We start from the raw sequence: 13043 nt of genomic DNA on the forward strand, positions 1-13043 counted from the left end.
GCGGCTGCGCTGGCGCTGGGTATTGGCGCGGCGTGGCTGCCGGGTGCAAGCGCCGATCCGCATGCCTTTGCGCGCCATGCCGATACGGCGTACGCCGTGTACGCCCCTGAACAGCGCCACCCCGTCGAGGTGGCTGCCGTGGACGAGGCTCACCTGCGCACCTGGCTGTCGCGCCGGCTGGCGCGCACGCTGACCATTCCTTCGCTGGACGAGTACGGCTACGCGCTGATGGGTGGCCGGCTGCTCCCGGGCGAGGGCGGGCCGGCCGCGCAACTGATGTACCAGAATCGGACCGGCGAGCGGCTCACGCTCTACATTTCGCCAGCGGCTCCCGCGCTGGCTTCCGTCGGCCTGCTGCGCCGCGCGGACCGCCGCACCTTCTACTGGGTCAGCGGCGGCGCTGGTTATGCCCTGTCCGGCCAACTGGAGGAGGGCCGGCTGCGCGCCATCGCGAGCGATGTCTGCGCCAGCCTCGGCGGTCACCCGGAGGGTTGGCGCTAGCGCGCCTTGCCGCGGCATGGCCGCGGGCCTGCCCTGGCTCTCGGCGGCGGCAGGGCATGAAATGGAATGAAACAGAATAGAGCGAATAACGCGGAATAAAGCGGGCCGCCGCTGCGTTTACCTCATGCAGGACCGCGGCTGTGTAGGGAGGCGCGGCAGCGGTCCGGCAGGCAAACCGATGTGCCGTGGGATGCGTGCGGGCCAAGGCCCGGCGCATCGCGACGTCGGGTATTCGGACCGGGGACAACATCATGGGCAAAGTTCTTGGTGCCGCGGCGGCATTGCTTGCCGGCCTCGGTTTCGGCATGCCCGCGGCCGCGCAGATGGCGGAGGCAGGTACATGGGATACGGGCTCGGCGCCTTGCCAGCAGGTGGTCGGGCAGGCGGAGATCGACGGGACGCAGCAACAGGTGGTAGGCCTGGCCTGCCTGCAGCCCGATGGCACCTGGCAGGTGGTGGACACCAGCGGCGGCGCGGTGGCCTATCCGGCGCCGGCTTACTATGTCGATCCCTGGTACTGGGCGCCGGTCGGCGTCGGCTTCGGAGCGAGCTTTATCTTCGTCGACCGCTTCCATCACTTCCATCACATGCATCGCGTGTTCATGCCGCGCGCGGGCGTGGCCGGTGGCTTCCGCGGCGGCTTCCGCGGCGCGCCGCACGGGTCGTTCCACGGGATGGAGCACGGTGGCTTCCATGGCGGCGGCATGCACCATCGTTGAGGACGCGCTGCTCCGCAGGTGAGTGGCTGGTTTCCGCCCGGGCGCTGACGGCGCATATCCCGCCGTCCGACCGGGCAGCCAGAACCGTCCGGCTCCCTACGCGCGGCGCGTCTCCGAACATGGTCGGAATGCCTCCGGCGCTGGATCTTGCCCCCGGCATTCCCGTGCCGGTGCAGCGATCGACAAGGTCGGCACCGTTCTGAACCGTGGAATTCGGTGCGACAATACAGGATGCAGCTTGCACCTGGCGGCTCCCGCCGCTTCCTGCCCGCCCGCTGATCCCATTTACCCTTCCTGCCCAAGTCTCTCCATGCCACGTAAAGCCGCCCAGCTCTCCGAAGCCGACAAGCATGCCGCCGACGGCGGCGCTGTAGCCGTGGACCGGGCCTTGTTCGTGCTTTGCGCGTTTCGCCTGGGCGATACCACCCTGAGCCTGGCCGAACTGGCGCAGCGCTCGGGACTCTACAAGAGCACCTTGCTGCGCCTGCTGGCGTCGCTCGAGCATGCCCGCCTCATCCTGCGGCATACCGACGGCCGCTACGGCCTGGGGCCGGAAGTGGCGCGCCTGCACTCGGTGTATTCCGCCTCGTTCTCGCTGGAGCTGGTGGTGATGCCGGTGCTGCGCCAACTGGTGCAGGCCACGCGCGAAAGCGCGGCGTTCCACGTCGAGCAGGGCGAGCACCGCCTGTGCCTGTACCGCGTCGATTCGCCGCAGCCGGTGCGCGATCATGCCAAGGCGGGTGAACTGCTGCCGCGCAACCGCGGTGCCGGCGGCCGCGTATTGCGCGCGTTCAGCGGCGCGCGAGGGGAGATCTACCAGAAGATCCGGGAGGAGGGCGTCGCCGCGCTGGCCGGAGACCGCATCCCGGACGTCGCGGGCGTATCGTCGCCGGTGTTCGGGCCGGATGGCGAGTTGAAGGGTGCGTTGACCCTGACCTGCCCCACCCCCCGCTTCGACGAGGGCTTCCGGCCCCATGTGCTGGCAGCCGCACGCGACCTGACGCTGGCGCTGGGCGGCAGCTTCCCGTTTCCGGTCTGACTTTGGCCCGATCCTGACCTGACCCCAGGCAGTTCCCGCCGGTTTCCTGTGCACTGGGGCGGGTCCCGGGGGCCGTGGCGGGTGGCGTGGACATCGCTGCGTGCCCTGGCATACCCCATGCCCGGCTTGTCGGGGGTGCCCGGTGGACGCCGGTGACGTTATCATGCGCCTTTGCGAAATTGACCCGGCAACCAGGTACGCCCCCGCCTCTTTCCGTCAACGTCACCGGCAACACGGCATCTTCAAAGGAATCCCGTGCAGTTAGACCAGCAAACGATCGTCGTCGTCATGGGGGTGGTGTACGCCAGCACGCTGGCCATCGCAGCGGGCCTGCTGGCCGCGTTGAGGCCCAGTGCCGCGGGGCGGCTGTGGGCCTGGGGCCACTTGCTGGTGTCGGCGGCCGGACTCGTGCTGGCAGCCAATGCTTCGGCCCGCCAGGTCTATCTCAGCGCCGGGGCGGCGGTGGTGTTGATTGCCGGCCGGCTGCTGATCTACCGCGGCGTGCGGGTTTACTATGGCTTGCCGTCGTGGGATCGTACGCTCGCGGTTGGCGTGGCCGCAGCCGGGCTGGCGCTGGCCGGCGCCGCCGGCATGGCCAACGGCTATGCGCGGATGCACGTGGTCGGCTACGGCAGCCTTGCCCTGGTGGCAATGCTGACGGTTGTCACCACGCTGCACTGCCACCAGGGCCGGCGCAGTATTGGCACCCCGCTCGTGATCGTTGCCAGCCTTGTCCATCTGGCGACCCAGCTGGCGGGATTATCCGCTGGTCTCTCGGGAGCGGTTTCCGCCGGCCCCTTCTACGCCAGCAGTGCCAACGCTATCTTGCTGCTGGCGCCACTGGTGGCGACCTTGCTCGCGCTGTTCGGCTTTACGCTGATGGCGATGGAGCAGGTCATCGCGACCAATGAACATGGCGCCCGGCTGGACGGGCTGACGCGGCTGCTCAACCGCGGCGCGCTCGACAAGGCGGCGATCAGTCTGGTGGCGGCCTGGGAGCGGCACGGCCAGGCCTTGTCATGCCTGGTGATCGATGTCGATCATTTCAAGCAGGTCAACGATCGCAACGGGCATCATGCGGGCGACAGCGTGCTCAAGCTGATTGCCGAGGCCATCGACAATTCCCGGCGTGCTTCCGATGTGGCCGGCCGCTATGGCGGCGAGGAATTCTGCATTCTCTGTCCGCATACCGACGAATCCCAGGCGACCGCGCTGGCCAACCGGATCCTGCGCAAGGTGCGCGCGATCCCGTTGCCCGGCGAGCCGGTGGCCTTTGCCAGCGTCAGCATTGGCGTGGCCGAGTTGCGTGGCGGGGCGGCGGGCGTGGAGGGGTTGTGGCGGGCCTTGTTCGCGGCGGCCGACCGGGCGCTCTACGCCGCCAAGGAGTTCGGGCGGGACCGCTATGCGCTGGCGTCCTGGATGGCGCCCGCCACGCGGCCCGTTTCCGGCGATGTCGGCGATTCCTCGCATCTCCCCATCGCATAAGGGAGTCGGGGCGCAGGGTGCAGCGGTACCGCCCCCGCGCCGGATGGTCAGTCCTGGGCCGGCGGCACATCCCGCGGCGGGTGGCCGTCATAGGTCCAGATGTACTGGCGCGGAATCGGGCCCTTGTTGCGGCCGCCCTGCTGGGTCTGCTCCCATGCGTGGGCCAGGATGCCGACCGAGCGCGACAGGCAGAACAGTCCCCGTGCGAGCGGCGCCGGGAAACCGAGCTCGGCATAGATCACGGCCGTGGCGCCATCGATGTTCATCGGGATTGGCTTGCTGCGGCCGGCCCCCAGCTCGGTTTCCACCGCACGTGCGATGGCGGCAAAACGCCCGGATACCACACCTTCGCCGGCGGCCTTGTCGACCAGCGCCAGCAGCCGCGGGGCGCGCGGGTCGAGCGGATGGAAGCGGTGGCCGAAGCCGGACACGAACTTGCCGCGTGCATCGCGGTAATCCGCCAGCGCGCCCCTGACCGCTTCCTCCTGCGCCTGGCCGCCATCGATGCGCCGCGCCACATCCTGGTATAGCTCCACCGCCTGTTCGCCGGCACCGCCATGCACGTCGCCGAGCACGTTGAGCGCCGATGCCATGGCGTTGTTCAGCCCCACGCCGCAGGTGGCGGCCATGCGGGCGATGGCGATGCTCGGCGCCTGCGGACCATGGTCCACCGCCGACATCAGCGCGGCATCCAGCAGTTCACCCTGCTTGCGGCCGGGCAGCTCGCCGCGCAGCATCAGCCAGATCATCTGCGCGAACGACACCTGGCCGATCAGCTGCTCGATGGGATAGCCGCGGTAACGGATCTCGCCGGGCTGCATATCGATGATTCCGGTGCGCCACCAGTCCTGGGAGAGGCGCTGGCCCTCGTTGATTTCGCCGCTTGCCTTGATGGGTTCACTCATACCGCATGCTCCTGTTGCAGGGTTTGAATATCCGCTTCGCTGTAGCCCAGCTGGGCCAGGATGTCGCGGGTGTGCTGGCCAAGTTCGGGTGGCGGGGTGTCGACCGAGGGCGCCTCGCCGTTGAGCTTGAAGCCGGTGCGCACCAGCCGGATGTCGCGCCCCACGCCGGGCACGTCGGCAAAGCCGCCGATCATGCCGCGCCCGCTGACCTGCGGGTGGTCCAGCGTTTGCGGCACGCTGTAAACCGGGCCGGCAGGCACGCCGGCCTCGTTGAGCAGCTGCCACCATGCGTCGGCGGACTTCTTCGCCAGCTCGGTCTCCAGCTCGCGTGTCAGCTCGGCGCGGTTGGCCAGCCGCGCCTGCCGCTCGGCGAAGCGCGCATCGGTGGCCAGTTCCGGGCGGCCGACCACGCGGCAGAGCGCTTCGAACTGCTCCTGCTTGTTGGCGGCGATATTGAGCAGGCCCTGGCCGGTGTGGAAGGCGCCCGACGGGCTGGCGGTCATGTTCTCGTTGCCCATCGGCGCGGGGGTCTTGCCGGTGATCAGGTAGTTGGATACCACCCAGCCCATGGTGGCGAGGGTGGCTTCCAGCATCGACACGTCGATGAAGTAGCCTTCCGTGCGCTGGTGGTCGGCCAGCGCGGCGGCCACGGCGAAGGCCGCGGTGATGCCGCCGATGGTGTCCGACACCGGGTAGCCCACGCGGTAGGGCGCGGTCTGCGGGTCGCCGGTGATGCTCATCACGCCGGACATGCCCTGGATGATCTGGTCGTACGCGGGCAGGTCCGACAGCGGGCCATCCTGGCCGAAGCCGGAAATGGCGCAGTAGATCAGCCTGGGATTGATTTCCTTGAGCGCGTCGAAGCCCAGGCCCAGGCGGTCCATCACGCCGGGGCGGAAGTTTTCCACCAGCACATCGGCGCTTTCGACCAGCTTGCGGAACACTTCCTTGCCGCGCGCGTGCTTGAGGTTGACGGTGATGGAGCGCTTGCCGGGGTTTTGCGCCAGGAAGGACACGCCCATCAGCCTGCGGTTCAGCTCGGCGTCGGCGCCGAGCTGGCGGGCGAGGTCGCCGGTGCCGGGCGTTTCCACCTTGATGACCTCGGCGCCCATATGGGCCAGCTGGTGGCAGCAGAAGGGCCCGGCCAGCACGTTGGTGAGATCGAGGACGCGGATATGGCGTAGCGGTGTTTGCATGATGCGCTTTCAGGTGTCGGTGCCGCGGGCGTTCGCCAGTGCGAAGCCGGCCGCGGCGGGCGATGCGGCAAAGGCCTTACTCTGCCTTGGCGCCGGACTGGCGCACGATGGTGCCCCAGCGGGTGTTTTCAGCCTTGATGAACGCGGCCAGCTCCGCCGGCGAGCCGCCGCGCGGCTCGCTGCCTTCCTCGCGCATCCTGGCGATGGTGTCGGGCTGGGCGATGGCCTTGTTGATTTCCTCGTTGACGCGCCGGACCACTTCCGCCGGCGTGCCGGCCGGCGCCACCAGCGCCTTCCAGTCCTCGGCCTGGAAGCCGGCATAGCCGCCTTCGATCACGGTGGGCACGTCGGCCAGCAGCGGCAGGCGCTTGGCCGACGTCACTGCGAGGGCGCGCAGCTTGCCGGCCTTGATCATGGGCAGCGCGATGGGCGGCGTGGCGAAGTAGAGGTCGGTCTGGCCGCCAAGCAGGTCGGTCAGCGCCGGCGACGCGCCCTTGTACGGCACATGCAGCATCCGGATGCCGGTGCGGCGCGCGAACATCTCGCCGGTCAGGTGGCCCACCGTGCCGGTGCCGGCCGAAGCCATCGAGAGCTGCTTGCCCTTGCCCGCGGCGACGAGATCGGCCAGGGTCTTGTACGGAGCGTCCTTGCGCACGATCAGCACCAGCGGCTGGGCGGAAACCAGCGCCACCGGCGCGAAGTCCTTGACCGCGTCGTAAGGCATCCTGGGGTACAGGGTGGGATTGATCGCCAGGTTGGCGGTCTGGCCCATGCCCAGGGTGTAGCCGTCCGGACGGGCCTTGGCCACCGCGTCCATGCCGATATTGCCGCCCGCGCCGGCGCGGTTTTCCACCACGACGTTCCAGTGCGTGGCCATGCCCACCTTGTTGAACACCAGCCGCGCCATGACGTCGGTGCCGCCGGCCGGGGGGAAGGGCACCACCAGCCGCACCGGCTGGGTCGGATAGCTGCCGGCGGCGGCCGGCACGGCGCCGGCCGCGAGTGCCGCGGGCAGCGCCAATAGCAGCAAGGCACGGATGGGGGAGGAAAAGCGCTTCATATTGACTCCGTCTGGGGATGGTGCAAGGCAATGCCGGGCCGCCCCGCTCGGAAGGGCGGGCTTGTCATGCGGGCCCGGGATTGAGGCTCGAGGCTGGGGAGGATGGCGGTGGCGGCGATTTCCGGCGTCGGGGATCTGTCTCTCTTGTGTTCTATAAGATAGAACAACGATCTTACTTAAGGAATTTATCCGAGAGAATAGGAGGCTGGAGAGGGGTTGTCAAGGCGCTGCCGTTGCTGCCGGTCCGGCGTGCAGGACCGGTGCGCGGGGCGGCATGGCGTGGCCGATCACGCGCCAGTCGTGCTGCGGTCGTGCTCATCCGGAAGTCGTCCCGGGAAAAAAAAGACCGCGCCGGGATTACCCGTGCGCGGTCATGATCCAGATGACAGGTTGTGCATGCCTTGCAACAAGAGCGAGCGCATTGCGCGCCTGCCGGCCGCCTGCCGCCGGGGCCGGCGTCAATCCGTCGTGCTGGGGCTCCAGAATGCCTGGTGGATGTGTTCGGACTCCGCCAGTTGCGCCATCAGGCGGTCGAGCACGTCGCCATCGACGGAGGTGGATGTCAGCACCGCCTCGATCTCCACGTCGCTGTCGCCAAAGGCGTGGACCTCGAGGTCGCGCGTGGGGTAGTTGCCTGCCTCCAGGACTTGCTCCAGCAGCCGCAAGGCCTGCTTCTGGGCGGCGCGCGGCGCGATCACATAGACCGTGTTGGTGACTTCCACCGCCGGCGTATCCATCGGCTGCTGGTTGATGCGGTTGACCAGCGGCCTGAGCAGGGTGTTGGCGGCCAGCACGAAGAGGCAGCCCAGCCCGGCCTCCAGGATCAGGTCGGCGCCGGCGCTGGCCCCGACCGCGGCCGAGCCCCAGAGCGTGGCGGCGGTATTCAGGCCGCGCACATTGCCCTCCTCGCGCATGATCACGCCCGCCCCAAGAAAGCCGATCCCCGATACCACATAGGCCACCACCCGCACCGCGCCGTCGTGTCCGGCCATGCGATTGGCCATGTCGACGAAGATGGCGGCACCCACCGCCACCAGCACATTGGTGCGCAGGCCCGCGGTGCGCTGGCGGTATTGCCGTTCGTAGCCGATCACCGCGCCCAGTATGAAGGCCGTGGTGAGGCTGACGGTGGTGTCGAGCAGCGAGTCCAGGTTGATGTTCTGGAAGGCTTGGAGGGACATCTGTTTTCCCCGGCTGGAAGGTTATTTGTTTTGGATACTGCGTTCATGCGCTCATGCTTGCGGCCTTCGCATTTTTACGCCGGCAAGGTGTCACGCCGATGTCACGGGCGCCACCGTCGCGACGCAGGGCGGGTGCGGTTGCCGCTTGGCCGGTCCTTGCCAGCCGAACCGCCGGATGTAGAAGCGCTTGACCGCCGTCACCAGCAGGGCGTAGCCCAGCACGATGCCGATCATCCAGGGAAAATAGCCCGGCGGCAATGCCTCCAGCTTGAAATACGATGCCAGGGGGCCCATCGGCAGCCAGATGCCCAAGGCCATGATGGCCACCGTGGCAAGCGTCAGCGGCCACGCCGCGCGGCTCTGGATGAACGGCAGCTTGGGTGTGCGGATCATATGCACGATCAGGGTCTGCGTCAGCAGGCCGACCACGAACCATCCCGACTGGAACAGCGCCTGCGCCTCCACGTGGTTGGCCGCGAATACGTACCACATCACCACAAAAGTCGTGATGTCGAAGATCGAGCTGATGGGCCCGAACACCACCATGAAGCGGCCGATGTCGCCCGGGTTCCAGCGCAGCGGGCTCGATACCAGTTCCTTGTCCACGCGATCGAAGGGAATGGCGATCTGCGAGACGTCGTACAGCAGGTTCTGCACCAGCAGCTGCAGCGGCAGCATCGGCAGGAAGGGCAGGAAGGCGCTGGCCACCAGCACCGAGAAGACATTGCCAAAGTTGGAACTGGCCGTCATGCGGATGTACTTCAGCATATTGCAGAAGGTGCGCCGGCCTTCGATCACGCCTTCTTCCAGCACCATCAGGCTTTTTTCCAGCAGGATGATATCGGCGGCTTCCTTGGCGATATCCACCGCGCTGTCCACCGAGATGCCGATATCGGCCGCTCGCAGCGCCGGTGCGTCGTTGATGCCGTCGCCCATGAATCCGACCACATGGTCGTTGGCGCGCAGCGCCCGCACCAGTTGCTCCTTGTGCATCGGCGAGAGCTTGGCGAACACATTGTGCTCTTCCACGGCGCGGGCCAGCGCGGGCGCGTCCATCTTCTCGATGTCCGGCCCCAGCAGCACGCGCGTGACCGGCAGGCCCACCTCGCGGCAGATCTTGGCGGTGACCAGTTCGTTGTCGCCGGTCAGCACCTTGACGGTGACGCCGTGCTCGGCCAGCGCCCGCAGTGCGGGAAGGGTGGATTCCTTGGGCGGGTCGAGGAAGGCGATATACCCGACCAGGGTCAGCTCGCATTCGTCGGACACGCCGTACTGGGTTTGCGTGGTAGGGGTTTCCTTCATCGCTACCGCGACCACGCGCAGGCCTTCCTCGTTGAGGTCGTGCGTGACCCGGCGTACCCGCGCCAGCATCTCGGCGTCAAGCGCCTGTGCCGCGCCGTCGATCTGCACGCGCGTGCAGATGCCCAGCATTTCCTCGACCGCGCCCTTGCAGATCAGCTCGTTGTGGTCTTCCCGCTCGGCCACCACCACCGACATGCGGCGGCGCTCGAAATCGAAGGGGATTTCATCCACCTTGCGGTAGTGCTGCGTCAGCATCAGCTCGCTTTGCAACTCGGCATGATCGAGCACCGCGCGGTCGAGCAGGTTCTTCAGGCCGGTCTGGTAGTAGCTGTTCAAATAGGCATGCTTGAGCACATCCGTGCTGACGCGGCCGAGCACATCGGTGTGCCGCTCCAGCACGATCTTGTCCTGCGTGAGCGTGCCGGTCTTGTCGGTGCAGAGCACGTCCATGGCGCCGAAGTTCTGGATGGCGTCGAGCCGCTTGACGATGACCTTGCGCCGCGACAGCATCACCGCGCCCTTGGCCAGCGTGGAGGTGACGATCATCGGCAGCATCTCGGGCGTCAGGCCCACCGCGACGGACAGCGCGAACAGGAAGGCCTGCATCCAGTCGCCCTTGGTGAAGCCGTTGACCAGCAGCACCAGCGGCGCCATCACCAGCGCGAAGCGGATCAGCAGCCAGCTCACCTGGTTGACTCCGGACTGGAAGGCGGTGGCCGAGCGGTCGGTGCTGGTGACGCGCGCGGCAAGCGTGCCGAAGTAGGTCTGGTTGCCGGTGGCCAGCACCACGGCGGTGGCCGCGCCCGAGACCACATTGGTACCCATGAAGGCGATGTTGGCCAGTTCGAGCGGGCTGTCATGCCGGTCGCGCAGCTCGGCGAACTTCTCCACCGGCAGCGATTCGCCCGTCATTGCCGCCTGGCTGACGAACAGGTCCTTGGCGGCAATGATGCGGCAATCGGCGGGAATCATGTCGCCGGCCGAAAGCGCGACGAGGTCGCCCGGCACCAGGTGGCGGATCGGCACCTCGCTCCTGGTCGGCGGCCGGGAGTGCACGTGCACGTTGAAAAACTCCGCGCTGACGGCGGCCACCCCGGCGCCCAGGTCGCGGCGGATCACCGTGGCCGTGGTGCTGACCATGGCCTTGAGGCTTTCGGCCGCCTGGCTGGAGCGCCGCTCCTGCACGAAACGCAGGATGGTCGACAGCGTCACCATGGTGCCGATCACCAGCGTCGCCTTCATGTCGTCGGTGAAATAGGAAATGGCCGCCAGCAGCGTCAGCAATAGATTGAAGGGATTGCTGTACGAATGCCACAGGTGCAGCCACGCGGGCAGCGGCTTCTCGTGTTCGACCTCGTTGGGGCCGTATTGCTTGAGGCGGTCTTCCATCTCGGCGCTGGTCAGGCCGTCCTCGTGCGAGCGCATCCGTACCAGCACGGCAGGCACGTCCTCCCTGGCGGCGCGCTTGAGCGACTGGGCCAGCGCTTCCGGCACGGTGCGCGACGGTCCCGGCTTGCCGAGCGATTCGAACATCGCCAGCCGGCGGAAGTGGTGGGTCGCCCGGCGCGTGCGCAGGAAGGCGGCGAAGAGCGTTTTCATCAGGTTCATGGGTGTGGTTCCCAGTGGTTTCCCGGCGGATCGGGCGGCGGCGCGTGCGCGGGGGCACAGCGCTGTCCTTGCCGGTGCTGCGAGACAGGCGGTGTGTTTATCCGCCGCGTGGGTGCATTCAGCCCTGTGTATCCCGGTCGGACGACTGCCGGCAGGAAAGGGCGGATCGATCGGCTGGCAGTGCGCATGCCAGCGGGGGCGCGGGTGTCAGCCCGGGCGCGGCAGGTGCGGATCTCCGTGGCGCGCCGCGGCCCGGCGTACGGGCGGCAGCGCCAGTGCGAGCAGCAGCACGGCGGCGCGGCCCGGGCCGGCGGCGTGCCAGCGCAGCATCTGCAGGGCCAGCAGGGCGTGTTGAGCGATAAAGATGGACGGCATGGGGCCTCCTTGCGCCATAGCCCGATGGCATGCGCAGGCAGGGGCGGATACCGGATGGCGGCGTGCGGACGAGCGCGCACCGCGGACTGGCAGCCGCAGGCTTTACAACGGATTGGGAGAGGGGATTGCACGGAGAATCCGTGCAATGGACCACCACCCGCCGGTATCGGCTAGGCAGTGGCGAAAAGACGCCTGGACTTGCCTAGCCGTTCAGGGATTGGCCGGAGGGCCAACTAGAACAACTGTCCATGGAGATTAGCTCCGTAGCGATAACCGGGCGAAGGGTATCAAAGGCAATGCGAGATTGGCAACCCTTTCTTGCGGCTTTTCTGCGAATTGAGATTGGTCCTAATCGGTTCTAATCGATTCCTGGCATTGCGCTTGGCAAGGCCGTGCATTGTTATCCGGACGGGATCTCCCGTGTGGTGTCCATTGCGTTTGCGCAGTGGCGCCCGGTATCAACCTTTGTCAGAATAGGGGACCGCGATTTTGGCTGAATTGGCAAAACACTGCAGCAAGTTCACGTTTGGTGCCGGCATCGCCGGCAACCGCCTCACCCGGCTGCGGCATCCCGGCGGGCCGCGCATGCGCCGGATCCCTTCAGCCCCCTCTATTCCCGAACCGCCAGACGCCATGACCATTGTGCTCACGAGTGAAACGCAGGATGCCCTGCGCAAGCTCATTCTGCTGATTTCCCTGCACGACCAGGATGCAGCGGAACGATATTGGACATTGTTCCAGCAGGCGCTTGCGCGTGCCGAGCCGGGCTGCGACGGCCATCTGCTGCTGTGGCCCCTGAGCGAAGCGCTTGGCCAGGGTGGGGGGTTCTACGTCGACTGGAAAGACACCGCGGCACTGGTGCGCGGCGTGCAGGCGCTTTGCGACCGGGTCGATCTGCGCATTGACTGGGGCGTGGGCGATCCGCTGGCGCCTGCCTTTCTGGCGCGGCGCGATGTGCCGGCGCTGATGACGGTCGCGCAGGCTTCGCTGCGCGCGGCTGGCTATACGCTGTGGTGCTGGGATACCCAGGCGGACGCCTACGCCGGATGGATGATCCGCAGCCGCGACGAAGACATGCTGGCCGAACTCGCCGGCCGCCTGCACCTGATGATCGACCCCGCCGACGAAACCTACTGAGGCCGTCCGCGCCCCACGCTGCGCGCCTGATGCGCAACGGCGCCCGCTGCCTGGCAGGTCGGGACGCCGCCTTGCCATCCGTGTTCAATCTTTGTGACATTTCAGCGGGATGGCGGCACCAGTCCGGGACCATCGGATATCTGCCGTGCCGGGCCGCATGCGCACGAGCGTTGCGCATGGCTCCAGGCGAGGACCCATGCAATCCTGGCGCGCTGGCAACGGGTCGCCACCAGGGCGCCGGCATTGCGGTAAAGGGGGTGTCGACAACGTACAATGTTGCGCCGGAATGGCCGGGGCAGCTTGCCGCGGCTTTGCCGCTTTTGCTGCGGCCAGCGGATGGCCGAACGCCGGCGGCGCTTCCGCCCCGATTTCCGCATCCTGGTTTCCGTTCCAACGATTCGCCCAACCGCCTCGCAGCCAATTCCGATGGAAAGCGTCGTCACCGAGATTTTCTACCGCCTTTCCACGGCGTTCTTCTGGCCCGTCGCGCTCGCCCTGCTGGTGCTGTTCGTGCTCTCGCTGGCCGATCTCGGCA

The 13043-nt window shown here is 67.4% G+C and carries 11 protein-coding genes and 1 pseudogene; 6 read left to right on the plus strand and 6 right to left on the minus strand.

Going from position 1 to position 13043, the window contains the following annotated elements:
* The 4 genes from P3W85_RS30245 to P3W85_RS30260 all read left to right on the plus strand — a co-directional run.
* Positions 1-501 (plus strand): anti-sigma factor family protein (locus P3W85_RS30245; RefSeq protein ID WP_430869652.1); only part of this gene is annotated, 501 nt, incomplete at its 5' end.
* A 251-nt stretch (positions 502-752) separates the two neighbouring features.
* A complete protein-coding gene (locus P3W85_RS30250) occupies positions 753-1220 on the plus strand; it encodes a hypothetical protein (RefSeq protein WP_276267484.1) in 468 nt (155 codons plus the stop codon).
* Positions 1221-1530: 310 nt separating this feature from the next.
* Complete coding sequence (locus P3W85_RS30255) at positions 1531-2259, plus strand: IclR family transcriptional regulator (RefSeq protein WP_017227440.1); 729 nt, start codon at positions 1531-1533, stop codon at positions 2257-2259.
* Between the two features lie 255 nt (positions 2260-2514).
* Complete coding sequence (locus tag P3W85_RS30260; RefSeq protein WP_035812414.1) at positions 2515-3744, plus strand: GGDEF domain-containing protein; 1230 nt, start codon at positions 2515-2517, stop codon at positions 3742-3744.
* A gap of 47 nt (positions 3745-3791) precedes the next feature.
* Here P3W85_RS30260 and P3W85_RS30265 read toward each other — a convergent pair whose 3' ends face one another.
* From P3W85_RS30265 to P3W85_RS30290, 6 genes are all read right to left on the minus strand, one after another.
* Positions 3792-4649, minus strand: coding sequence for a citryl-CoA lyase (locus tag P3W85_RS30265; RefSeq protein ID WP_276267485.1), 858 nt, complete (start codon positions 4647-4649; stop codon positions 3792-3794).
* Positions 4646-5845 carry a CaiB/BaiF CoA transferase family protein gene (locus P3W85_RS30270; protein ID WP_276267486.1) on the minus strand — a complete coding sequence of 400 codons (1200 nt, stop codon included), beginning with the start codon at positions 5843-5845 and terminating at the stop codon, positions 4646-4648. The genes P3W85_RS30265 and P3W85_RS30270 overlap by 4 nt, the downstream gene beginning before the upstream one ends.
* Positions 5846-5921: 76 nt before the next feature.
* Positions 5922-6905, minus strand: a complete 984-nt coding sequence (locus tag P3W85_RS30275; protein ID WP_276267487.1) for a Bug family tripartite tricarboxylate transporter substrate binding protein — start codon at positions 6903-6905, stop codon at positions 5922-5924.
* Positions 6906-7363: 458 nt separating this feature from the next.
* Entirely contained in the window at positions 7364-8086 is a 723-nt protein-coding gene (locus P3W85_RS30280) for an MgtC/SapB family protein (protein ID WP_017227434.1), read from the minus strand.
* A 90-nt stretch (positions 8087-8176) separates the two neighbouring features.
* Positions 8177-10996: a magnesium-translocating P-type ATPase gene (gene mgtA, locus P3W85_RS30285; RefSeq protein ID WP_017227433.1), complete on the minus strand. Its 2820-nt coding sequence runs from the start codon at positions 10994-10996 to the stop codon at positions 8177-8179.
* A 207-nt stretch (positions 10997-11203) separates the two neighbouring features.
* Positions 11204-11371 carry a hypothetical protein gene (locus tag P3W85_RS30290; protein ID WP_276267488.1) on the minus strand — a complete coding sequence of 56 codons (168 nt, stop codon included), beginning with the start codon at positions 11369-11371 and terminating at the stop codon, positions 11204-11206.
* Between the two features lie 633 nt (positions 11372-12004).
* Between P3W85_RS30290 and P3W85_RS30295 the strand changes: the two genes are divergently transcribed.
* Together P3W85_RS30295 and P3W85_RS30300 are read left to right on the plus strand one after the other, a co-directional pair.
* Entirely contained in the window at positions 12005-12508 is a 504-nt protein-coding gene (locus P3W85_RS30295) for a DUF6630 family protein (protein ID WP_035810511.1), read from the plus strand.
* 336 nt (positions 12509-12844) lie between these two features.
* A pseudogene (locus P3W85_RS30300) lies at positions 12845-13043 on the plus strand (hypothetical protein); the annotation flags it as partial.

This window comes from Cupriavidus basilensis, from assembly GCF_029335485.1.
Classification (GTDB): Bacteria; Pseudomonadota; Gammaproteobacteria; order Burkholderiales; family Burkholderiaceae; genus Cupriavidus; species Cupriavidus basilensis_E.